Origin of the sequence: Bordetella genomosp. 6, assembly GCF_002119705.1 — a bacterium.
GTDB classification, from domain to species: Bacteria; Pseudomonadota; Gammaproteobacteria; order Burkholderiales; family Burkholderiaceae_B; genus Bordetella; species Bordetella bronchiseptica_F.
The window spans coordinates 3,385,958-3,407,854 of the sequence record NZ_CP021107.1 but is presented as its reverse complement, the minus strand read 5'-3'; the positions used below and the strand labels follow the sequence as shown (position 1 = coordinate 3,407,854).

At 68.3% G+C, this 21,897-nt stretch carries 22 protein-coding genes; 13 read left to right on the top strand and 9 right to left on the bottom strand.

Translation table 11 applies throughout. From position 1 onward, the window contains the following. Nucleotides 1-73 precede the first annotated feature (73 nt). Entirely contained in the window at nt 74-346 is a 273-nt protein-coding gene (locus tag CAL11_RS15915; RefSeq protein WP_003809939.1) for a hypothetical protein, read from the top strand. A 72-nt stretch (nt 347-418) separates the two neighbouring features. Here CAL11_RS15915 and CAL11_RS15910 read toward each other — a convergent pair whose 3' ends face one another. The 3 genes from CAL11_RS15910 to ypfJ all read right to left on the bottom strand — a co-directional run bounded on the left by CAL11_RS15910 (nt 419) and on the right by ypfJ (nt 2,721). Then, a complete protein-coding gene (locus tag CAL11_RS15910; protein WP_068925587.1) occupies nt 419-1,183 on the bottom strand; it encodes a DUF1828 domain-containing protein in 765 nt (254 codons plus the stop codon). After that, the gene (locus tag CAL11_RS15905) at nt 1,180-1,779 is read right to left on the bottom strand and encodes a hypothetical protein (protein ID WP_080699819.1); all 600 of its coding nucleotides are present in this window, start codon (nt 1,777-1,779) and stop codon (nt 1,180-1,182) included. Before CAL11_RS15905 ends, CAL11_RS15910 begins: the two co-directional genes overlap by 4 nt. 90 nt (nt 1,780-1,869) lie before the next feature. After that, a complete protein-coding gene (gene ypfJ, locus CAL11_RS15900; protein WP_033464105.1) occupies nt 1,870-2,721 on the bottom strand; it encodes a KPN_02809 family neutral zinc metallopeptidase in 852 nt (283 codons plus the stop codon). Nucleotides 2,722-2,782: 61 nt separating this feature from the next. Between ypfJ and CAL11_RS15895 the strand changes: the two genes are divergently transcribed. The 4 genes from CAL11_RS15895 to bamC all read left to right on the top strand — a co-directional run bounded on the left by CAL11_RS15895 (nt 2,783) and on the right by bamC (nt 6,240). Then, nucleotides 2,783-3,409, top strand: a complete 627-nt coding sequence (locus tag CAL11_RS15895; protein ID WP_086093451.1) for an L-threonylcarbamoyladenylate synthase — start codon at nt 2,783-2,785, stop codon at nt 3,407-3,409. Between the two features lie 54 nt (nt 3,410-3,463). Further along, nucleotides 3,464-4,111 (top strand): site-2 protease family protein, encoded by a 648-nt coding sequence (locus CAL11_RS15890; protein ID WP_033464102.1) that lies wholly within the window; start codon nt 3,464-3,466, stop codon nt 4,109-4,111. Between the two features lie 84 nt (nt 4,112-4,195). Continuing rightward, on the top strand, nt 4,196-5,101 hold the full coding sequence (dapA, locus tag CAL11_RS15885; protein WP_086093450.1) for a 4-hydroxy-tetrahydrodipicolinate synthase: 906 nt from the start codon (nt 4,196-4,198) through the stop codon (nt 5,099-5,101). 11 nt (nt 5,102-5,112) lie between these two features. Beyond that, nucleotides 5,113-6,240: an outer membrane protein assembly factor BamC gene (gene bamC / locus CAL11_RS15880; protein WP_080699817.1), complete on the top strand. Its 1,128-nt coding sequence runs from the start codon at nt 5,113-5,115 to the stop codon at nt 6,238-6,240. An 87-nt stretch (nt 6,241-6,327) separates the two neighbouring features. Here the strand turns inward: bamC and CAL11_RS15875 are convergent, their stop codons facing one another. The 4 genes from CAL11_RS15875 to mutS form a co-directional block, all read right to left on the bottom strand. Further along, nucleotides 6,328-6,954 (bottom strand): fimbrial protein, encoded by a 627-nt coding sequence (locus CAL11_RS15875; RefSeq protein WP_086093449.1) that lies wholly within the window; start codon nt 6,952-6,954, stop codon nt 6,328-6,330. A 244-nt stretch (nt 6,955-7,198) separates the two neighbouring features. After that, the gene (locus CAL11_RS15870; RefSeq protein WP_049806325.1) at nt 7,199-7,411 is read right to left on the bottom strand and encodes a hypothetical protein; all 213 of its coding nucleotides are present in this window, start codon (nt 7,409-7,411) and stop codon (nt 7,199-7,201) included. 268 nt (nt 7,412-7,679) lie between these two features. Next, on the bottom strand, nt 7,680-8,867 hold the full coding sequence (locus CAL11_RS15865) for a cupin domain-containing protein (protein ID WP_086093448.1): 1,188 nt from the start codon (nt 8,865-8,867) through the stop codon (nt 7,680-7,682). Beyond that, nucleotides 8,864-11,515, bottom strand: coding sequence for a DNA mismatch repair protein MutS (gene mutS, locus CAL11_RS15860; protein WP_432206076.1), 2,652 nt, complete (start codon nt 11,513-11,515; stop codon nt 8,864-8,866). The genes CAL11_RS15865 and mutS overlap by 4 nt, the downstream gene beginning before the upstream one ends. 199 nt (nt 11,516-11,714) lie before the next feature. Between mutS and CAL11_RS15855 the strand changes: the two genes are divergently transcribed. Next, nucleotides 11,715-11,930 carry a dodecin gene (locus CAL11_RS15855; RefSeq protein WP_033463305.1) on the top strand — a complete coding sequence of 72 codons (216 nt, stop codon included), beginning with the start codon at nt 11,715-11,717 and terminating at the stop codon, nt 11,928-11,930. Between the two features lie 445 nt (nt 11,931-12,375). On the opposite strand, the gene CAL11_RS15850 is transcribed toward CAL11_RS15855, so the two are convergent. After that, nucleotides 12,376-12,930 carry an NADPH-dependent FMN reductase gene (locus CAL11_RS15850; protein WP_003809968.1) on the bottom strand — a complete coding sequence of 185 codons (555 nt, stop codon included), beginning with the start codon at nt 12,928-12,930 and terminating at the stop codon, nt 12,376-12,378. Between the two features lie 267 nt (nt 12,931-13,197). Between CAL11_RS15850 and CAL11_RS15845 the strand changes: the two genes are divergently transcribed. The 6 genes from CAL11_RS15845 to CAL11_RS15820 all read left to right on the top strand — a co-directional run bounded on the left by CAL11_RS15845 (nt 13,198) and on the right by CAL11_RS15820 (nt 19,832). Then, nucleotides 13,198-13,758 (top strand): antibiotic biosynthesis monooxygenase, encoded by a 561-nt coding sequence (locus CAL11_RS15845; protein WP_086093446.1) that lies wholly within the window; start codon nt 13,198-13,200, stop codon nt 13,756-13,758. A 111-nt stretch (nt 13,759-13,869) separates the two neighbouring features. Further along, a complete protein-coding gene (locus CAL11_RS15840; protein WP_086093445.1) occupies nt 13,870-15,174 on the top strand; it encodes an imelysin family protein in 1,305 nt (434 codons plus the stop codon). Further along, entirely contained in the window at nt 15,171-16,682 is a 1,512-nt protein-coding gene (locus CAL11_RS15835; protein ID WP_086093444.1) for a di-heme oxidoredictase family protein, read from the top strand. Before CAL11_RS15840 ends, CAL11_RS15835 begins: the two co-directional genes overlap by 4 nt. A 29-nt stretch (nt 16,683-16,711) precedes the next feature. Further along, a complete protein-coding gene (locus tag CAL11_RS15830) occupies nt 16,712-17,800 on the top strand; it encodes an imelysin family protein (RefSeq protein ID WP_086094600.1) in 1,089 nt (362 codons plus the stop codon). Further along, a complete protein-coding gene (locus CAL11_RS15825; protein WP_167382519.1) occupies nt 17,790-18,896 on the top strand; it encodes a DUF1513 domain-containing protein in 1,107 nt (368 codons plus the stop codon). The genes CAL11_RS15830 and CAL11_RS15825 overlap by 11 nt, the downstream gene beginning before the upstream one ends. 102 nt (nt 18,897-18,998) lie before the next feature. Continuing rightward, complete coding sequence (locus CAL11_RS15820; protein WP_086093442.1) at nt 18,999-19,832, top strand: mechanosensitive ion channel family protein; 834 nt, start codon at nt 18,999-19,001, stop codon at nt 19,830-19,832. A gap of 13 nt (nt 19,833-19,845) precedes the next feature. Here CAL11_RS15820 and CAL11_RS15815 read toward each other — a convergent pair whose 3' ends face one another. Beyond that, complete coding sequence (locus CAL11_RS15815; RefSeq protein WP_033463297.1) at nt 19,846-20,604, bottom strand: IclR family transcriptional regulator; 759 nt, start codon at nt 20,602-20,604, stop codon at nt 19,846-19,848. A 161-nt stretch (nt 20,605-20,765) separates the two neighbouring features. On the opposite strand from CAL11_RS15815, the gene CAL11_RS15810 reads away from it, so the two are divergent. Next, nucleotides 20,766-21,758 (top strand): tripartite tricarboxylate transporter substrate binding protein, encoded by a 993-nt coding sequence (locus CAL11_RS15810; RefSeq protein ID WP_033463295.1) that lies wholly within the window; start codon nt 20,766-20,768, stop codon nt 21,756-21,758. Nucleotides 21,759-21,897 lie beyond the last annotated feature (139 nt).

Sequence of the window (21,897 nt, the reverse complement as noted above, 5' to 3'; positions counted from 1 at the left end):
CTGCCATAGTTACAAAATATAAAGACCACTGCACGCGGATGCGGGGTATGCTCAATGAAGAGAGGGCATCCGCGTGTATCAGAACAATTTGATCTACAAGGGATACCGCTTGACCGCCAAAGTAGCCAGACACACTGTCGAGGTTAACGAAGCCGCGCCGAGCGGCCCCTTATTCCAGGCAACCGTTTCGGTGGTTCAGGCCGATTCCATCCAGGATACGGGTGACGAGTACCCCGTACCGTATTTTGCCGACGGCGGTTTCGTGTACAGTCCGCGCGAAGCAGTGCACCAGGCAATCAGCCACGGCCGCGAAATCGTCGACGCGCTGATCGGCCTGCCGGCCTGAGGCTTCCCGAGACCATCCCCGCCGCGCCGTCATGGCCGCATCCGTGCGGCCAGTGCGCATCGGCGGCATGCTTCAGGTCGCGAAGACTTCCTGCCAGTCGCGGGTCTTGGCCAGCGTGCGCACGGCCGCCGATTGTTCCAGGATGGCGACCGCTTTCTTGAATTCCTCGGCCGAGGCGCCGTCTTCCAGGATGACCAGGCGGGCGTTGCGCGCATCGGCCATTTTCACATCCGACATCTTGCCGTGGGTCTGGTAGACCTGCGTCCAATCGACCTTGCGGCCGGCCTTCAGCGCGATGGGTTCGATGTAGGTCATCGAAGTCGAGGTCGCTCCGCGCACCGCGAAGGCGAAGTCGGCGGTGTGTCCGCTGCTTCCCTGCGCCTTGGCGCCCTTGACCATGCGGTTCGCGCCGACGGCCTCGGCCAGGGTGCGGCCGACCTGGGCGCGAAAGCGCAGCCGGCTGAACTTGGGCATCCATTTCGCGCACTGGAACGACAGCGCCATGGCCAGCTTGACGGCATCCCACAACGCGTCCTGCAACTGCTCGTTGGGGCCGTGCGCCACGATGGCGCCGGCCTTGTCGAAGCGGGCCAGGCTGACGCCGGGGGTCTGGTTCAGGATCTCCAGCCGCTTGGCCACCAGTTCGATGCCGAAGGTGGCCGCGTGCAAGGCGGTTTCGCAGGCGTCGGTGAGATGGAAGGTGTGGGCGTCGGGATGGGCGATGAAAAACGCGGCGTGCTGGCCATCCAGGCCCAGTGTCATGGGAGAGATGGCGCGAATCGCGTGTTCGCCCGCGGGCTGGATGCTCCAGCCCGACGCTTCCAGGAAGTTGCTCATAGGATCAGTTCGATTTGGCGGCCCTTCAGCGGATGAGCGAAGCCGCCGGTCAGCGTCAGGTTTGCGCGCGGCAGGAAGTAATCGACCAGCGCGCCGATGCTCTCCAGGGCGGGCACGACCGGTTCCGCGTAGCCTTCGCCGGCTTCCACCCAGATGTGCTGGTGGCTGCGATCGGCCAGCGCCTTGCGGAACTGCGGCAGGTTCTCGCCCACCATGCTGGTGTGGAACGAGTCGTCGGTGTCCACGCCGAACACGCGGTGCGGGCCGACGAACAGGCTGGCCCCGAAGGCTTCGGGCAGGAAGATGGTGGCCTGGCCGAACACGGCGGTGCGCGCACCGCGGTAGGTGATGCGAAAGAGGATGTCCTCGCGCACCTCTCCCTTGACCCGGCACGCACAGCTGAATTCCTGCCATTGCGAGTTGCTGGCGGCCGGCTTGTGGGCCCAGCTGATGGGCTTGATGGTCTCCTTGGGCTCCGCGAGAATTTCCTGCACCTCGTCCGGGGTGATCAAGGGTTCGACTTTGTTGGCCATGGGCACTCTATTGAATCCGAAAATGCGGCGGCGCCCATGCATGGCGCGCGCAAGCAACGGCATATGCGGTTGCGAGGGGGCGTAATCTTACAAGACAGAGGCAGGAAAGATCGAATGGCTGTATGGGCATACAGCCATCGAGCGGTCCGCGCGCTAGAGCTGCGCGGCGCCGAAGGTGTCGCACTGGCGCAGGTCGCCGCTTTCCAGGCCGCGCTTGAACCAGCGCACGCGCTGGGCCGACGAGCCGTGCGTGAAGGCGTCGGGCACGACATAACCCTGGCTCTTCTTCTGCAGCGTGTCGTCCCCGATGGCGCTGGCGGCGTTCAGGCCTTCCTCGATGTCGCCCGCCTCGAGGATGTTGCGCGCCTGGTCGGCGCGCCGCGCCCACAGGCCGGCAAAGCAGTCGGCCTGCAGCTCCATGCGCACCGACAGGGCGTTGGCCTGGGCCGGATTGCGCTGGCGCAGGCGGTCGACCTGCTCGGCCACGCCCAGCAGGTGCTGCACGTGGTGGCCCACCTCATGGGCGATGACGTAGGCCTGGGCGAAGTCGCCCGGGGCGTTCAGGCGGCGCTCCATTTCGTCGAAGAAGCCGAGGTCGATGTACACCTTGCTGTCGCCGGGACAGTAGAACGGGCCCATGGCGGCCTGGCCGGTGCCGCAGGCCGTGGGCGTGGCGCCGCGAAACAGCACCAGCCTGGGCGGCACGTAATTGCGGTTGAGGCTTTGCGTGAAGATGGCGCCCCAGGTGTCTTCGGTTTCGCCCAGGACCTTGGCCACGAAGCGCGCCTGCGGGTCGTTGGCCGGCGGCGCGCCGGCGGGCGCCTGTTCGTAGGTGGCGGGGCCTTCGGCCATCTGCAGCACCACGGAAGGATCGATGCCGAAATACATGGCGACCAGCGCAAGCACGATGGTGCCGAGGCCGATGCGGCCCTTGCCGCCCAGCCGGGGGCCCGCGGCGCGCCGGTCTTCGATGTTCTGGCTTTCGCGCGAGTCGTCCATGCGCATGGGGTGTCTCCTGCCGCGCGCACGTGCGCGCATACTCGATCAAGAGTGTTAGGATAAACCCATGGCCCTGCTTCTGACACTACATCCCGAGAATCCGCAGCCACGCTTGATCAAACAGGCTGCGCAATGGTTGTCCGACGGCGGGCTGGTGGCCGTGCCGACCGACTCCAGCTACGCCGTGGTGGCGCCGCTGGACGACAAGGCGGCCGCCGATGCGCTGCGGCGCCTGCGCGGCCTGGACGAACGCCACCACCTTACCCTGCTGTGCCGCGACCTGGCCGAGATCGGCCAGTTCGCGCGGGTCGACAACAAGCAGTACCGCCTGCTCAAGGCGGCCACGCCAGGGCCGTGGACGTTCATCCTGGAAGCCACTCGCGAAGTCCCGCGCCGCGTTTCGCATCCGTCGCGCAAGACCATCGGCATCCGGGTGCCGGCGCATGCGGTGGCGCTGGCGCTGCTGGAGCAGGTGGGCGCGCCGCTGCTGTCGACCACCCTGATTCCCAGGGATGAGGAAGACGCGCTCAACGACCCCGAGATCATCCAGGAGCGCTATCAGCATGAGCTGGCGGCGGTGATCGATGCCGGAGCCTGCCCGCAGACGCCCACGACGGTGGTCGACCTGACCGGCGCCGAGCCGGCGGTGCTGCGGCGCGGCGGCGGCGATCCGGCGGCGCTCGGGCTGGATTGACGTCCGGAACGGCCGCCGTCCGGCCGGGCGTTGCGCGCACTACAATGCGTCGCTATGAATGAAATCATCCAGCTCATCGCGATCTACGCGATTCCCGTGATCTTCGCGATCACGCTGCACGAGGCCGCGCACGGCTACGTGGCGCGCATGTTCGGCGACCCGACTGCCTACCAGGCCGGCCGCATCAGCCTCAATCCCATGCGCCACATCGATCCGGTCGGCACGCTGCTGGTTCCCGCTGCGATCCTGCTCGCCTCCAAGCTGATGGGCGGCGCCGGCCTGCTGTTCGGCTGGGCCAAGCCGGTGCCGGTCGATTTCGGCCGGCTGCGCCGTCCCAAGAAGGACATGCTGTGGGTGGCGCTGGCGGGCCCTGCCGCCAACCTGCTGATGGCCATCCTGTGGGCGCTGGCGATCCGCCTGTATTTCGAGGCGGGCGTGCAGGAGGGCTATTGGTTCGAGATGGCCCGCGCGGGCGTCAATGTCAATCTGGTGCTGATGGCGCTGAACCTGCTGCCCATCCTGCCGCTGGACGGCGGGCGGGTGGTGTTCAGCCTGCTGCCGCACCGCCTGGCGTTCCAGTACGCGCGGATCGAGCCTTACGGGCTGGTGATCGTGCTGCTGTTGCTGGTGACGGATGCGCTATGGGTGCTGATGCGTCCCGTATTAGGTTTGGGGGCCGAAATCGTCAGCTGGTTTTTATAAGATTCCGGCCAATATCCGGTAAACTCGTTGGTTTGATTGATTGAGGTCCGGCCAGACAGCGCCGGGCCGCGGAGCCCGATAAACATGGCATCCTCAGCATCTGCCGCAACCGTGCAGTTCCAAGGCAGTTTGGTGGCCCTGGTCACCCCGATGCAGCCCGACGGCGGCCTCGACTACGACGCATACCGGTCCTTGATCGACTGGCACGTGGCCGAAGGCACCGATGGCCTGGTGGTGGTCGGCACCACCGGAGAATCTCCTTCCGTGTCGATGGAAGAACACGCCGAGCTCATCCGCGTGGCGGTCGAGCATGCCGCCGGCCGCATTCCGGTCATCGCCGGCGTGGGCGCCAACTCCACCGACGAAGCCATCCATCTGGCCCGCCACGCCAAGGCGGTCGGCGCGCAGGCCGGCCTGTCGGTCGTGCCGTACTACAACAAGCCCAACCAGGAAGGCATCTACCGCCATTTCCGCGCGGTGGCCGAGGCGGTCGACCTGCCGACGGTGCTGTACAACGTGCCCGGCCGTACGGTGGCCGACATGTCCAACGACACGGTGCTGCGTCTGGCCGAAGTGCCGGGCATCATCGGCATCAAGGAAGCCACTGGCGATATCGCCCGGGGCGCCTTGCTGCTGCGCGAGGCGCCCGCCGGCTTCCAGGTGTTCAGCGGCGACGATCCGACCGCCGCGGCCCTGATCCTGCTGGGCGCGCGCGGCAATATCTCGGTGACGGCCAACGTGGCGCCGCGCCTGATGCATGAACTCTGTACAGCGGCCCGCGGCGGCGACGTGCCGCGCACGCGTGAACTCAATGCACGGTTGGCCCGTCTCAACAAGGCCTTGTTCATCGAGGCCAACCCTATCCCTGTCAAATGGGCCCTGGCCCAGATGGGCCGCATGGCTCTCGGTTATCGTCTGCCGATGGTCGAGCTGAGCGAGCAGTACCACTCGCTGGTACGTACCGCCCTGCAGGAAGTGGGTCTGCTCTAAATATCGTGAGGATGCGTATGAACAAACGTCATGCCGGAGCGTCGGCATTGATGGCCCTGGCGTTGCTGGCGGGCTGCAGCGATGTCAACCAGTTGCTGGGCAATGAAGAGTCGGTGGATTACAAGAGCACGCGGCGCGGCGACCCGCTCAGCATTCCACCCGACCTGACCCAGGCCAACAACGATCCGCGCTACAAGGCGCCTGCCTCCGGAACCGCGACCTACTCGCAGTTCCAGCAGCAAGGCCTGCAGCAGCAGGCCAGCGCCGGCCAGAATACCAATGTGCTGCCGGAGCGCTCGGACATGCGTGTCGAGCGCGACGGCGACCTGCGCTGGCTGGTGGTCGACCGTCCGCCCGAGCAGCTGTTTCCCAAGGTGGTCGATTTCTGGACCGACACGGGTTTCACGGTCTCGACCAACAATCCGCAGGCCGGCATCATCGAGACCGACTGGGCCGAGAACCGCGCCAAGATTCCGGAAAGCTGGCTGCGCCAGGTGCTGGGGTCCGTGCTGGAGACGGCATGGGATAGCGGCGAGCGCGAGAAATTCCGCACCCGGGTCGAGCGCGTCAACGGGCATACCGAGATCTACATCACGCACAACCAGATGCTGGAAAAGCGCGTGGGTTCGGACGGCGGCCAGGTGCAATGGACCCATGGCAAGGAAGACCCGGGCCTGAACGCCGCCATGCTGGCGCGCCTGATGGTCTACCTGGGCACCGATGTCGACGCGGCGCGCAAGCTGGTGGCGCAGGCCGAGACGTCGCCGCAGGCGCCCAAGGTGCAGAGCGTGCGCGCCGAAGGCGCCATGCTGGTCGTCGACGAGTCGTTCGATCGCGCCTGGCGGCGCGTGGGCGTGGCCCTGGATTCGGGCGGCTTCGCGGTGGATGATCGCGACCGCAGCGCCGGCGAGTACTTCGTGCGCTATGTCGATACCGACACTGGCGCGCAGAACGACCAGCCGGGTTTCTTCAGCCGCCTGTTCTCCAGCGACAAGAAGGCCCAGGCGCCGCAGTACCGCATCCGCCTGACGGGCTCCGGCACGCAGACGCAGGTCACGGTGCTCGATGCCAACGGGCAGCGCGACAGCAGCGCAACCGCCCAGCGCATGCTGAGCGTGCTGAAGGACAAGATGGTCTGAGACCGTCCGTCTCCTGGCGCCGCGTGGCGACACAAGAAACCGGCAAGCCTTGCGGCTTGCCGGTTTTTTTTGGCCTGGCGCGCCGGCTCAGGGGTAGACGACGGAAAAGCCGACGTAGCTGGTGATCTGCGCCGCGTCGACATCTTCGTTGGGTTTCTTCACGTACGAGGCGAGATAGCGCAGGGTGTAGCTCTTGGTGGTATTGCCGCCATTGGTGACCTCGGTGCCGGTAAAGGTTTGCGCGGCTTGCGTGGTTTCATCCGTGCCCATGCGGATGTGCTGGCCGTTGAGGTTGGCCAGGCGGAACTCCACGCCCTTGGCCTTGGTGGCGGACGATACCGTGCTCAGGTTGCCGTTGCCGGCGGGGTTGTAGGCCTGCTTGTAGGCGATCAGGTTGCCGGTGTCATAGTTGGTGGTGATGCCGGGTTCGAAATACAGCTTGAGCGCGCCCAGCGCCTGGGGGCATTCCTTCAGCCTGATGTCGAAGGGCGTGGCGCCGGCGGTGTCGCCGTCGTTCTTGAGTGCGGTCTTGGAGATCTTGGGCAGTTGCACGACTTTGATGTGATTGGGCGCGCTGGGTTCTTCGATGACGCAGGTCTGGTCGGAGATGCTGCCGGTGATGACGATGGTGCCGTCGTTGGCCAGCGCTGGCAGCACGGGCGAGGCAACAAGGAAAAGCGCGGCGCGCAAGGCCGGGGAGGAAAACTTGGACATGATGATTCCGATACTTGAGGACGCCGCGATCTGCTCGGCGTTGGCATCAGAATATTAGGTCCTGGGGGGGGGGGGGGGCTGATGATCGTGTGGGAATTTGCCGGTAATCTGGTCAGATTACCGAGGTCTTCCTGCAATGAAAATGGCCCCCGTCTCCGGGGGCCATGCGCATGCCTGCCCGCGAGCAAGCAGGCATCCTGGCGACGAGCCGGCCGGCACAGGGGCTGGCCGGCGGCGCCGGGAATCAGGACGACGGCGTCGTGGCGCCACCCGAGCTGCCGGGCGCCGGTTCGGCGGGCGAGGGAGCCGGCGCGGGCGCGGGAGCGGGGGCCGAAGGAGCCGGGGCCGTCGTGGCCGGGGCGCCGTCGCCAGCGGGGGCGGCCGCGTCTTCGTTCTTGTTGCAGGCCGTGAGGGCGACTGCCATCACCGAAGCCAGAATCAAGGTTTTGCTCATCATGGTCGACACTCCTGTTGATGACGATTTCGTGGCCCCATTAGGGGAAACCAGTAGTCAGGCTACAGGAATCATTCAACGGCTGGCGTTTGGAAATTAAAGCGGTCGCATCACAAATGAAACAACCCTTGCGAGCGTGTGTGTGATCTGTCAAGTTGTTTCCGCGTCTACAGAGTTCGGAGCGTTATGTATCGGATGGACGCATTTAGGTGTCCGGATCGTACCGGGAGGCGCCCTGACTGGCGCGCCGCCGCAACACTCGCGCCCGCGCTCAGGGCTGGTAGCGCAGCCAGCCGGCGTCCAGCCAGTCGGCCAGGCAGCTGCGCGCTTCGTCGCTGAGCCTGGCGCAACGCGGATCGTCGCAGGCCAGCGCCCGGGCATCCGCCAGGTGGCGCAGCGCGGGTTCGGCCGCGACGCTGGCAGCCTCGCCATTGATGAACAACTGGCGGCCGCGGTAAAGCATGCGGCTGCGCCGGTCCAGCGCCAGCACGCCGCTCGCGGGCCAGCTGTCTTCCAGGTCGATTTGATCGCCGCCGGCGTCGAACACGCTGAGCTGGCTGGGCTCGGTCAGCCAGCAGCCGAGGAAGCGCGCCGCCAGCGCTTCATCGAAGCGCAGACGGTCCAGCGTCGCCAGCGTGGCGTCGATCAGGCCGTCCGGCACGGCCGCGGGATGCGCGACAGCGGGCTGGCCCGGGTCGCGGTACAGCCCGTCCAGGCGCGCGCCCGGCAGGGGCGGCTCGCCATACGGGCCGCCCAGCAGGCCGACGCGCGCCATCACCTGGTCGGCCGCCGCTTCGAGCAGGCCGCGCGCCAGCATGGCCTGCGAGGGCGCGCGAAACCCGATCGAGATCGTCATGCAGTCGCCGCCTTCGGCCACGCCGTCGTGCGCGGCCTGCGGCGGCAGATAGAGCATGTCGCCCGGTTCGAGCACGTGCTCTTCCTCGGGCTCGAAATGGCTGAGGATCTTCAGCGGCAGGTCCGGTTGCAGCGACAGGTCTTTCTGCCGGCCGTAGCGCCAGCGACGGCGTCCGCTGGCCTGCAGCAGGAAGACGTCATAGCTGTCGAAGTGCGGCCCCACGCCGCCGCCATCGCCGGCCACGCTGATCATGATGTCGTCCAGGCGCGCGTCCGGGATGAAGCGGAACTGCTGCAGCAAGGCGCTGACGGCGTCGTGATGCAGGTCCACGCTCTGCACCAGCAGGGTCCAGTCCGGTTCGCCCGCCTTGGGCAGGCGGGCGAACGGGCCGTTTTCCATGTTCCATTGGCCTTGTTCGCGCCAGATCAGGCGTGACTCGACATCGTCGCGGCGCGCCATCTGGCGCAGGGCGGCAATGCTGACTGGCGGCTTCAGGCCGGGGATGGCCTGGCGGATCAGCAGGGGTTTGCGCTGCCAGTAGCGGCGCATGAAGTCTGCGGGGGCAAGCCCGCCCAGCAGGGCGAGCGCGGTGGCTGGATTCATGTCAGGTGCTGTTTGAGGCGGTAGAGCGCGTCGAGGGCTTCGCGCGGGGTCAGGCTGTCGGGGTCGATGGCCGCGAGTTGGTCGCGCAACTGCGCCAGCGCGGCGGCATCCTCGGCCTGCTCGGTCATGGCCTGGCTTTGCGCATCCGCATCGAGCGCCGCGGCGAACAGGCCCAGCTGCGGGGTGGGCGCGCCCTGGGCTTCGAGGCGTTCGAGTTCGCGCGAGGCCTGGCGGATGACCGCGGCGGGCACGCCGGCCCGCTGGGCGACCTGGATCCCGTAGCTGCGGCTGGCGGGGCCTTCGCGCACTTCGTGCAGGAACACGATGCCGCCGGCCGACTCGGCCGCGGCCAGGTGCACGTTGGCCGCGGTGGGTTGTTCGGCGGGCAGGCGGGTCAATTCGAAGTAGTGGGTGGCGAACAGCGTGAGCGCGCGGTTGTGCGTCAGCAGCCGGTACGCGATGGCCCAGGCCAGCGCCAGGCCGTCGTAGGTGGACGTGCCGCGGCCGATTTCGTCCATCAGCACCAGGCTGGCCGGCGTGCTGGCCGCCAGGATGGCGGCCGCTTCGGTCATTTCCATCATGAAGGTGGAGCGGCCGCCGGCCAGGTCGTCGGCCGCGCCGATGCGGGTGAAGATGCGGTCGAGCCGGCCGACGCGCGCGCGGGTGGCCGGCACGAAGCTGCCGGTGCGCGCCAGCAGGGCGATCAGGGCCACCTGGCGCATATAGGTCGATTTACCGCCCATGTTGGGTCCGGTGATCAGCAGCATGCGGCGGGTCTGGTCCAGGCGACAGCCGTTGGGCGTGAAGCGTTCGATGGCGCGTTCGACCACGGGGTGGCGGCCGGCCTCGATATCGATCTCGGCGCCGTCGATCAGTTCGGGAGCGACCCAGTCGTGGCGCCGGGCGTGTTCGGCCAGCGCGGCCAGCGTGTCCAGTTCGGCCAGCGCGCCCGCGCAATGCGACAGGGGACGCACATACTGCGCCAGCGCGTCGAGCAATTGCTCGTACAGCCATTTTTCGCGGGCCAGCGAACGGTCCTGCGCCGACAGCACGCGGTCTTCCCAGGTCTTGAGCTCGGGCGTGATGTAGCGCTCGGCGTTCTTGAGGGTCTGGCGGCGCCGGTAATCCTCGGGCACCTTGTCGGTCTGGCCCTTGGTGACTTCGATGTAGAAACCGTGCACGCGGTTGAACTCGACGCGCAGGTTGCCGATGCCGGTGCGCTCGCGTTCGCGCGCTTCCAGTTGCACGAGGAAGTCGCCGCCGTCGGTGGCCAGCGCGCGCAGTTCGTCCAGTTCGCTGTCGAAGCCGGCGGCGATGACGCCGCCGTCGCGGATGGCCACGGCCGGCTCGCTGGCGACCGCGCGCGCCAGCAGTTCGCCGATGTCCGGCGGCATGGCCAGTTGCGTGGCCAGCTCGCGGGCGCGCGGCGAGCCGGCCAGGGGCGCCAGGCTGGCATGCAGGGCCGGCAGGGCGGCCAGGGCGTCGCGCAGGCTGGCCAGCTCGCGCGGGCGCACCGAGCGCAGCGCCACGCGGGCGGCGATGCGCTCGATGTCGGGAAAGGCGTTGAGCGCGTCGCGCAGCGTCTCGAGCAGGCCCGCCGCGGCAAACGCCTGTTCGCCTTCCTGGCGGGCGGTCAGCATGGTGGCGATGGCGTGCTGGCGGGCCAGCGCCGGCTCGTTCTCGCGCAAGGGGTGGTGCAGCCAGCGCCGCAGCAGCCGGCTGCCCATGGGCGTGCGGCAGCCATCGAGCAGGGAGAACAGCGTGGGCGATTCCTCGCCGCTCAGGGTCTGGGTCAGTTCGAGGTTGCGGCGTGTGACCGGATCGAGCAGCACATACTGCCCGGGCCGTTCGGCCGCGATGGTCTGCACGTGCGCCAGCGCCTGCGACTGGGTGCGCGCGGCATAGCGCAGCAGGGCGCCGGCCGCGCACACCGCGGCCGGCATGTCCTCGACGTCGAAGCCGCCCAGGCTGTCGGTCTTGAAGTGCGCCAGCAAATGGGCGCGCGCGCCGTCGGCCTCGAAATGCCAATCGGGAACGCGCGTGCGCGCGCCTTCGAAGGCCAGGTGCAGCTCGGCGCTTTCGGCCTGGATCAGTTCGGCCGGCGCGATGCGGTGCAGCTCGGACTCGAGCTGGGCGGGCGCGCACTCGGTGACGTGGAAGGCGCCGCTGGCCAGGTTGAGCCAGGCCACGCCGGCGCGCGGTTCGCGCTTGCCCATGACGCAGACCGCCGCCAGCGCGCGGTCGGCCTTGGCCGGCAGCAAGGCTTCGTCGGTGAGGGTGCCGGGCGTGACGATGCGCACGATACGGCGCTCGACCGGGCCCTTGGCCGCGGCGGGATCGCCGATCTGTTCGCAGATGGCGACCGATTCGCCCAGCGCGACCAGGCGCGCCAGGTATTGCTCCATGGCGTGCACGGGGATGCCCGCCATCGGGATCGGCGTGCCGTTGGAGTTGCCGCGCTTGGTCAGCGTGAGGTTGAGCAGGCGCGCGGCGCGCTCGGCGTCTTCATAGAACATCTCGTAGAAGTCGCCCATGCGGTAGAACAACAGCAGCGGCCCGGCCTCGGCTTTCAGGCGCAGGTACTGCTGCATCATGGGAGTATGACCGGCCAGGGCGTCGCCGGTGGTTTGCTTTGGTGTGGAAGACATAGGCAGGATTGTATCGGGCCGTCGGTGCTCTCCGCCATGCGAAGGCGACCGGCCGCCATGGTGTCGCGCGATGACGCATTGCGCAACATCCGGTGCTGTGCGCCGTTTCTTCCCTGTGCTCAAATGAATCAGCCGGCGGCGCAGTGCGCGCACGAGGCGCGTCCGGTCGGCGGCCCGCAACCGTACAAGGAGCAACGCCATGTCGAGCCACGTCTACAAGCAGATTGAGTTGGTGGGGTCGTCCACCGTGTCGTCCGATGATGCGATCGCCCAGGCCATCGCGCGTGCTTCCGATACGCTGCGGCACCTGGATTGGTTCGAAGTGACCGAGACGCGCGGCCATATCAAGGATGGCAAGGTCGCGCACTGGCAGGTGAGCCTGAAGATCGGCATGCGCCTCGAAGCCGACGGCTGACGCCGCCATGCGCGGCGCGCGCTGCGCAGTTGTTGCACACGCGGCCTAACCCAATGGCGGGGAAGGCTTTTTTCCTCTTGTCAGAACACTGTCAAGAGGTTTGTCCACATTTGCCGGGGATAACGCCGGACCGTGCCCGGCGGCGCCTTGCGGCGCCGCCGGATGGCCGCAAGACGCGGCATGCCTGCGCGTTTCTTGCCCCGCATGGGCAAGGCCTTGATCGGCAAGGGATTTTCGAAGCTGCCCGCAAGCTGTCCTCATGCTTATCCACAGTTGGCGGGGACAACTACGACGGGGTGCGGGGCGGGCTGGGCCATTTTTGATCACCGCTTGCAAGCCGATGATTCGATTGGCGATTTTCAGCCTGCCCCAAGGCTGTCCTCAGTGTTTTCCACATTGGACGGGGATAAGCGGCGGGTGTGTGGGTAACCCGCCGCGCGCGGCCTCAGCCCGCCAGCCGGGTGACCCAGGCCACATAGCGATCGAGCCATCCCTGCAGGAACTTGCGTGTGTCCTCGTTGGTGATGTTGAACTGTTCGTCGATCAGTCCTTCCTTGAATTGCAGGAACACTTCCGGCGTGGTGAGCACGTTCACGCCTTCGGCCGCCAGGATATTGCGCAGGTGCTGCTGCGCCATGGCGGTGCCGGCGGCGCTGGGCGAGGTGCCGACGATGCCGGCGGTCTTGCCGATCCAGCTGTTGTGGCCCCAGGGACGCGAGCCCCAGTCGATGGCGTTCTTGAGGGCGGCGGGAATGGAGCGGTTGTGCTCGGGCGTGACGAACAGGATGCCGTGGGCATCGGCGATCTGCTGCTTCAGCTTGGCCGCCGGCGCCGCCATGTCGTTTTCATGGTCCTGGTTGTAGAGCGGGACGTCGCCCAGGCTGACATGCTCGAACTCGAAGTTGGCGGGGGCCAGTTTCTCCAGCGCGCGCGCCAGGCGCAGGTTGAACGATGCAGCACGCAGGCTGCCGACGAAAACAGCGATTTTGTAGGTACTCATGGCACGCGGACTCCAGGGGGTGAGGAACCGCCAGTGTAGACCTGTCCATGTGACCGCTCAACGGCAGGCCGGGCGCGTCCGCGCGCTGCACCACGATGGGGCCGGGGAGAGGGTTTTCACCAGGATGGGGGGCCAGGCGGTGCATCGGGGCGGCCATCCGCCGGGATGCCGGAGCAGCCCGCTGGAGCGAGGGCTGGCACGCCGTTTGCAAGAAGAACGAGGAGGGCGGCCGCGGCGTTGGGCCGGGCCGCCGCAGCCAGGAGTTCCATGATGTCCGCCGCGCCTGTTTCCCTTCCCGTCACGATGCTGGTGACGCGCCATATCTCGCCCGACCGCTACGGGGATTTCCTGGCATGGATGCGCCAGGGAGAAATCCTGGCAGCCGGGTTTCCGGGGTTCCTGGGCTCGGGCGTGCTGCAGCCGCCCGAAGGCGGCGATCAATACCAGATCGTGCTGCGCTTTGACAGCGAGGCCAGCCTGGTCCGCTGGGAGCAGTCGCTGCCGCGCCGCATGTGGCTGGAGCGCGGCGCGGCGCTGGTGCGCGCCAGCCACGCGCGCCGCGTCACCGGCATGGACAGCTGGTTCGGCGTCTCGGCCAGCGCGCCGCCGCGCTGGAAGCAGGCGGTCAGCATCTGGCTGGCGTATTTCCCCATGCTGCTGCTGTTCAGTACGGCGCTCGACGCGCAGCTGAGCGCATTGCCGCTGTTCTGGCGCGTGCTGGCGACGACCCTGTGCATGACGCCCGTGCTGTCGTTCCTGTGCATTCCGCTGATTACCCGCGTGCTGCGCGGCTGGCTGCATCCGCGCGCCGTTGGCGCGTCCGATTGACCGGAAACTGACGTTTTTCTGAATCTCAAACGAAAATTGTTTACACTTGCATCCGCAAATGGAACCATGCGGCCGGCCAGCGGGGCGGCCGGCTGATAAGGGAGAATGTGGATGCGTGAATTGTTGCGGAAGACCGTGCTGGCGTTGGCGCTTGGCGTTGCGACGCCCTTGGCCATGGCGGCCGCCCAGCCCAAGGCGGTCGTGCAGACCTATTCGGATATCGCGCTGGCGGGCTACCAGGATGCGCTGGTTTCGGCGCAGGCGCTGCGCACCGCCGTCGATGCGCTGATCGCTGCGCCCAGCGCCCGGACGCTGCAGGCGGCGCGCCAGGCATGGCTGGCCGCCCGCGTGCCGTACCAGCAGACCGAAGCGTTTCGCTTCGGCAACCCGGTGGTCGACGACTGGGAAGGGCGCGTCAACGCCTGGCCGCTGGACGAAGGCCTGATCGACTATGTCGATGCCGCCTACGGCACCGAGAGCGACGCCAACGCGTTCTATACGGTCAACGTGATCGCCAATGCCAGGATCTCGGTGGGCGGCAAGACCATCGACGCCAGCAAGATCACGCCGCAGCTGCTGTCCGAGGTGCTGCACGAGGCCGATGGCAACGAGGCCAACGTGGCCACCGGCTATCACGCCATCGAATTCCTGCTGTGGGGCCAGGACCTCAACGGCACGGGTCCGGCGCCCAAGGATCGCACCGGCACGCCGCAGGAGCGCCATGCCGGCGATCGTCCCCATACCGATTTCGATCCCACGCAGTGCACCGGCGGCAATTGCGAGCGCCGGGTGCAGTACCTGAAGGCGGTGACCGACCTGCTGGTGGACGACCTGCAGGAAATGGTCGATAACTGGAAGGCCGGCGGCGCCGCGCGCAAGGTGGTCGAGGAGGACCCCAAGGCTGGCCTGATCGCCATGCTGACGGGGCTGGGCAGCCTGTCGTATGGCGAGCTGGCGGGCGAGCGCATGAAGCTGGGGCTGATGCTGCATGATCCCGAGGAGGAGCACGATTGCTTCTCGGACAACACGCACAATTCGCACTACTACAACCAGATCGGCATCCGTAACGTCTACCTGGGCAACTATGCCCGCGCCGATGGCAAGACGGTTTCCGGGGCCAGCCTGTCGGACCTGGTCAAGGCCAAGGATGCCAAGCTGGATGCCGAGGTGAGGGCCAAGCTGGATGCCACGGTCAAGGCCATGGAAGCGATGAAGCAGCGTGCCGAAACAGTGGAAACCTACGATCAGATGATCGCCCAGGGCAATAAAGAGGGCAATGCGGTGGTGCAGGCCGCCATCGACCGCCTGGTCGACCAGACCCGCAGCCTGGAGCGGGTGATCGCGGCGCTGGACTTGGGCGACATCGAGCTCGAAGGCTCGGACAGCCTGGACAAACCGGACGCCGTATTCAAGTGAAATCCGCGTTCGTCGTCGTACTGGCGGCGCTGGCGCATGGCGCCGGCGCCGCCCCGCCGGGCCGCACCGATCTGTCGGCCGAGGACCTCGCGCGGGTGCAGGCCATCACCGCGCCCACCGCCGATTTTTCGGCGGCCGAGCCGTTCGAGACCATGCAGGCCGGCGCGGCGACGGTCAAGAAACTGCTCAACGCCGACATTTTTTCGCACCCTTCGGCCAACATGACGTTCGAAGGCCGCCAGCGCTTCCAGGTCGGCAACGGCCTGTTTCGCAAGCTGTGGGTGTCGGCGCCGGCGTCGACGCAGGCCTCCGACGGCCTGGGGCCGCTGTTCAATGCGCGCTCCTGTCAGGCTTGCCATGTGAAGGACGGGCGCGGCACGGTGCCGGGCTTCGATCCCGATCCGCTCGAGCGCAGCGACGCCGTGGCGCTGTTGCTGCGGCTTGCGGTGGAACCGTCCAACGAGGCCGAGCGGCGCCTGCTGGCCGAGGGCAAGGTGCCGTTCCTGCCCGATCCCACCTACGGGTCGCAGTTGCAGAATTTCGCGGTGGCGGGCCTTCCGGCCGAAGGGCGCCTGGAGATCGAATACGAGCCGGTGAGCGTGGCGCTCAATGGCGGCGAGACCGCCACCCTGATGAAACCCGCCTACCGGATCGAGGATCCGGGTTACGGGCCGCTGCGCCCGGACCTGCATTTGTCGCCGCGCCTGGCGCCGCCCATGATAGGGCTGGGCCTGCTCGAGGCCATCCACGAGGCCGACATCCTGGCCAACGCGGCCGCCGATCATGGCGATGGCGTCAGCGGCAAGCCGAACTGGGTGCGCGACGCGCGCACCGGCCAGAAGGTGCTGGGCCGCTTCAACTGGAAGGCCGGGCAGCCTACCGTCGAGCAGCAGAGCGCGGCCGCGTTCTCCAATGACATGGGCCTGTCCACGCCGCTGTTTCCCAGCCATTTCGGCGATTGCACGCCGGCGCAGGCCGAGTGCTTCAAGATGCCGCACGGCGCCCAGCCCCATCTGGGCGAGCACGAGGTGCCAGGGCACTTGATGGATTTCGTGACCACCTATTCGACCAACCTTGCCGTGCCGCAGCGGCGCGACGCCGACGACGAGCGCGTGCTGGCGGGCAAGAAACTGTTCTACCAGGCCAACTGCGTGGCCTGCCACGTGCCCAAGTACGTGACGCGGCGCGACGCGGCGCAGCCCGAGCACCGCTTTCAGCTGATCTGGCCGTACACCGACATGCTGCTGCACGACATGGGCGACGGGCTGGCCGACGGCGTGTCCGAGGAACAGGCCAACGGGCGCGAATGGCGCACGCCGCCGCTGTGGGGCATAGGCCTGACCCGCCTGGTCAATCCGTCGGCGACCTGGCTGCACGATGGCCGAGCGCGTACGCTGCTGGAGGCCGTGCTGTGGCACGGCGGCGAGGCGCAGGCGGCGCGCGATCGGGTGGTGGCGATGTCGCCCGGCGAGCGCGCGGACCTGATCCGCTTTCTGGAGTCGCTATGAACGCGGCGCTACGTTTGGAGTGTTTGGCCATGCTGCATGGATGGATCGCGAATCGCTGGCGCCGGGCCGGTGCCGCGTTGGCGCTGGCGGCCGCCGCTGGCGGCGCGCAGGCGGCCTTGCCGGCCGACCTGGGCATGCGCCTGGCCGATGGCTATGCGCGGCCGGCTTTCGGCCGGCTGGCTCAGGCGACGCAGTCCCTGGGCGAGGGCCTGGGAAAATGGTGCGCGCGGCCCGACGCGGCCGGCGCCGAGCAGGTCCGCACGAGGTTCGCGCACGTGGCGCGCGCCTGGGCCGGCGTGGAGTTCCTGCGTTTCGGGCCGCTGGTGCAGGGCAACCGCTACGAGCGGCTGGCGTTCTGGCCCGATACCCGCAACGTGATGGCGCGCCAGGTGCAGGCGGCGCTGGCCGCGGCCGATCCGGCGCTGCTGGCGCCCGGCGCGCTGGCCGGCCGCAGCGTGGCCTTGCAGGGCCTGCCGGCATTGGAGTTCGTGCTGTACGGCGAGGCCGGCCTGCTGCAGCAGCCCGAGGCGCCCGGCTTTGCCTATGGCTGTGACTTGGCGCAGGCGATGGCGCGCAACGCGGCCGGGCTGGCCGGCGAGCTGGCGCAGGCGTGGAGCGCGCAGGGCGAGTTCGGCCGCCAGTTCACCCACCCGGCGCCGGCCAATGATTTGTATCGCAGCCCGCAGGAAGTGGCGGCCGAGGCCATCAAGGCCTTGTCGACCGGCCTGCAGTTCGCGCGCGACGTCAAGCTACTGCCGGTGCTGGGCGATAGCGCGGCGGCGGCGCGGCCCAGGCGCGCGGCGTTCTGGCGCAGCGGCCAGACCGCCGCCACGCTGGCGGCCGGATTGCGCAGCATGCGCGCGTTCTACGAGGCCGGCGGGTATCCGCTGGGCGATGCCGGCTGGATCGACGCCACGATCAGGAGCGAACTGGACCAGGCGGCCGGGGCCGCCGCGCGGGCCGAAGGGCCGGCCGAGTCGCTGGCCGAGGACGGCGAGCCGCGCGATGCGCTGGCGCTGGCCGCCCTGGTGATCAGGAACGCCAAGGATGTGGTGGACCAGCACCTGGCGCCCGCCGTCGGCGTGACCATCGGATTCAATGCCCTCGATGGAGATTGACCGCCGCGCCTTCCTGGCGCTGGCGCTGGCAGGCGGCGCCGCGCCGCGCGCCCTGTGGGCGGCTGCGCAGGCCGACCCGCTGTACCTGGCCGCGCGCCGCCGCGGCGAACGGTACGAGGCGGTCGTGCTGGGCCCCGATGGCCGCGACCGTCTCGCCGTACCGATGCCGGCGCGCGGGCACAGCTTCGCGCTGGATGCGCCGCGCCGCCGCGCCGTGGTGTTCGGCCGCCAGCCGGGGTTCTTCGCGGTGGCGTTCAACGTGGACGGCGCGCAACCACCGCAGGCGCTGGCCGCCGCGCCGCAACGCCACTTCTTCGGCCACGGGCTGTTCCTGCCCGATGGCCAGCGCATGCTGGCGACCGAGAACGACTACGAGGCCGGCCGCGGCGTGCTGGGCGTCTACGACGCCTCGGCCGGCGGGGGCTACCGGCGCCTGGGCGAATTCGACACCGCCGGCATCGGCCCGCACGAGGCGCTGCTGCTGCCCGACGGCAAGACGGTGTGCGTGGCCAACGGGGGGATCCTGACCCACCCCGACTACGGCAAGCTGGAGCTGAACCTGGACAGCATGCGTGCGTCGTTGGCCTACCTGGACGCGGCCGATGGCCGGCTGCTCGAAAAGGTGGAGCTGGATCCGGCGCTGCACCGGCTGTCGATCCGCCATCTGGCGGTGGCCGCCGACGGCGCGGTCTGGTTCGGCTGCCAGCACATGGGTCCGCAATCGGAGCGGCCGGCCCTGGTGGGGCGGCACCGGCGCGGCCGCGCCATCGAGCTGTACGGCGGGCCGGCCGAGACGCTGCGCGGCTTGCGCAATTACATCGGCTCGGTATCGGCGGGCGACGGCGGCCGCGTCATCGCGACTTCCAGCCCGGTGGGCGGGCAGGTGGCGTACTGGGACAGCGCCACGGGGCGCTGCCTGGGCGTGACGGCGCTGGCCGATGGCTGCGGGGTGGCGCCGCTGGAGGCGGGCGGCTTCCTGATTTCCAGCGGGCTGGGCGCACTGGTGCACGGCGCGCCGGCTGGCGGCGCACGGGCCGTGCTGGAGGCGGGCGGCCAGGTTTCCTGGGACAATCACCTGCGCCGCTACGCGGCCTAGCCCGGCTCGCTGCGTCCGTCATGGGCGCGCCGGGGCGTGTCTGATAGAGTCTGCGCTATCGGCACCGCGCCGCCGCGCGCGCGAATCTTGACAGGAGCCCGCATGAAAGAAACGCTGAACGAAATCTCCACCCTGATGCCGCAGGTCGTCGACCTGGGGATCAACCTGGGGGTGGCATTGCTGATCCTCATCCTGGGCTGGTGGGCCTCGTCGCTGCTGGGCGGCTGGGTGCGGCGCGCCGCGCAGCGCTCGCCGCGCATCGATCCCACCATCGTGCCGATGTTCCAGAGCACGGTGATCTGGACGGTGCGCATCTTCACGGTGATCGCGGTGCTGGCCCGTTTCGGCGTGCAGACCGCCAGCCTGATCGCGGTGCTGGGCGCCGCCGGCCTGGCGGTCGGCCTGGCCCTGCAGGGCACGCTGCAGAACATCGCGGCGGGCATCATGCTGCTGATCCTGCGCCCGATCCGCGCCGGCGAGTACGTGGCCCTGAGTTCGGGCTCGGACGGCACCGTGGAGGAAGTGGGGTTGTTCCTGACGCGGCTGGTCCAGGTCGATGGCATCCACATCACCCTGCCCAACAGCACGGTCTGGAACGCCACCATCATCAATTACAGCCGCAACGCCAACCGGCGCCTGGATATCCCGGTGACGGTGCATTATGGCGACGACCTGGGCGAGGCCATCGCCAGGCTGGAGGCGCTGGTGCGCGGCCACGACATGGTGCTGCAGGACCCCGCGCCCATCGTCAAGGCCAGCGAGTACCGCGACAACGGCACGGTGGTCAATGTGCGCGTCTGGACCCAGGCGGCGCAATACTGGGACCTGCGCTGGGATCTGTTCCACCAGATCCGCCGCGCCCTGGGCGAGGCGGGGTTCCGCGCGCCCATCCCGGTGCGCGAAATCCAGGGCGGCGCCAAGGACGCGGCCGCCTGACGCCCGCGGCCTGCTAGGCCTTGGGGGCCAGGCGGGCCAGTTCGGCGCCGATCCAGCCGGCGATCTCGCGCTGGCGCTGCGCCGGCATGCGATCGATGATGGCGGTGACGCTGACCGCCAGCACGGGCGCGCCCTGCGCGTCGAGCAGCGCGCAACCCACCCCCAGCGCGCCGCGCACCGCGTGGTTGCCCACCACCGAGTAGCCGCGCGCGCGCGTGTTCTCGATCAGGCGGTGCATCTCCTGCGGCGTCATGCCGCCATATTCGTCCAGCCGGCCCGAGTTGCGCCGCACGATGGCGTGCGCGATCTCGTCGGGCAGGGCGGCCAGCAGCGCCATGCCGCCCGAGCCCACGCCCAGCGGCTGGCGCTTGCCGGCGTAAGTGGCCAGGATCTGCACGGGATAGCTGCCGATTTCCCGGTGCAGGCTGACCGAATCGTCGCCATCCCGCACCACCAGGAACACCGCGTCGCCGGTGCGGTCGGCCAGCCGGCGCAGCACCGGCAGCATCTGGCGCACGCGCGGGTCGGGCGCCGCCAGGTCGGCGTCGGCCGCCAGCTGGGTGCGGTACTTCTTGGTGCCCTGCAGCGGGACCACCAGCCCGGCCTCCAGCAGGGCGGCCAGCAGGCGATAGATGGTGGGACGCTGGATGCCGGTCTGGCGCGCGATGTCGGTGACGCTCAGGCCGCGCGGGCCCTGGTCGCGCAGGGCCGCCAGTACCATCAGGCCGCGCCGCAGGGTGCGCGGGCCGGCACCGGAATCAGTCTCTTGCATGGTGCTTGGATATCGGATCGGGTATGCATGGGCGGAACCAGGGAAAACCATCGTCCGCACAGTGGACTCTACCTTGCCCCGGCGCTCGTGTATAGCGCAAAATCAGCGGCTAAACAATTCTTATACGTCCATTACATGGACATTTTTCAGGAGACCTTCCGATGACCAAAAGTCAGCTGCCTCGTCTCGGGCGTTTTGCCGTGCGCCTGTTTGCCGGCATCCTGGGCGCCGCCGCCATCAGCGCGACGGCCCATGCCGCCTATCCCGACAAGCCGGTGCGCATCGTGGTCGGCTTTTCCGCCGGCGGCACCACCGACGTGATCGCGCGCATCATGGCCAAGGAACTGACCGAGGCGCTGGGCCAGTCGTTCGTGGTGGAGAACAAGCCGGGCGGCGGCAGCAACATCGCCACCGACTATGTGGCGCGCGCCACGCCGGATGGCTATACCTTGCTGTTCGTGGCGGTGACCAGCGCCATCAACCAGACGCTCTACAAGAACGTCAATTTCGACCTGACCAAGGATTTCACGCCGGTCGCGCTGGGCGCCAAGGTGCCCAACATCCTGGTGCTCAACCCCTCGGTGCCGGTCAAGTCGGTGCAGGAGCTGGTGGCCTACGCCAAGGCCAACCCGGGCAAGCTGGCATTCGCCTCGTCGGGCAGCGGCACCTCGATCCACATGGCCGGCGAACTGTTCAAGCAGCGCGCCGGCATCGACGTGCTGCACGTGCCGTACAAGGGCAGCGCGCCGGCGGTCACCGACCTGATCGGCGGCCAGGTGCAGTTCATGTTCGACAACATGCCGTCGTCGTGGCCGCACGTGCAGGCCGGCAAGCTGCGCGCGCTGGCGGTGACCACCACCGAGCGTTCGGCCAGCGCGCCCGACCTGCCGACCATGAAGGAATCGGGTTTCGAGAACTTCGACGTGTCGTCGTGGTTCGGCCTGATCGCCCCGGCCGGCACTCCGCCCGAAGTCGTGAACACGCTGAACGCGGCCATGGTCAAGGCGCTGGACAAGCCGGAGGTCCTGCAGTCGTACGAGAAGCTGGGCGCGGTGGCGCAGAAGACCACGCCGGCCGAGTTCGGCGCTTTCATCAAGTCCGAAGTGGAAGGCTGGGCCCCGGTGGTCAAGGCCTCGGGCGCCACGGTGGACTGACGACGTCGCGTCCCGAGAGCGGAGAAGACGCCCGTGAGGGCGTCTTTTCTTTTTGGAGGACGGTTTTCGTGCGGGGAAGGAGGCCAGCCGGGGGGGCTGCCCCCGGGTGAGGGCTGACATCCGCGGCGAGGTGCGCCAT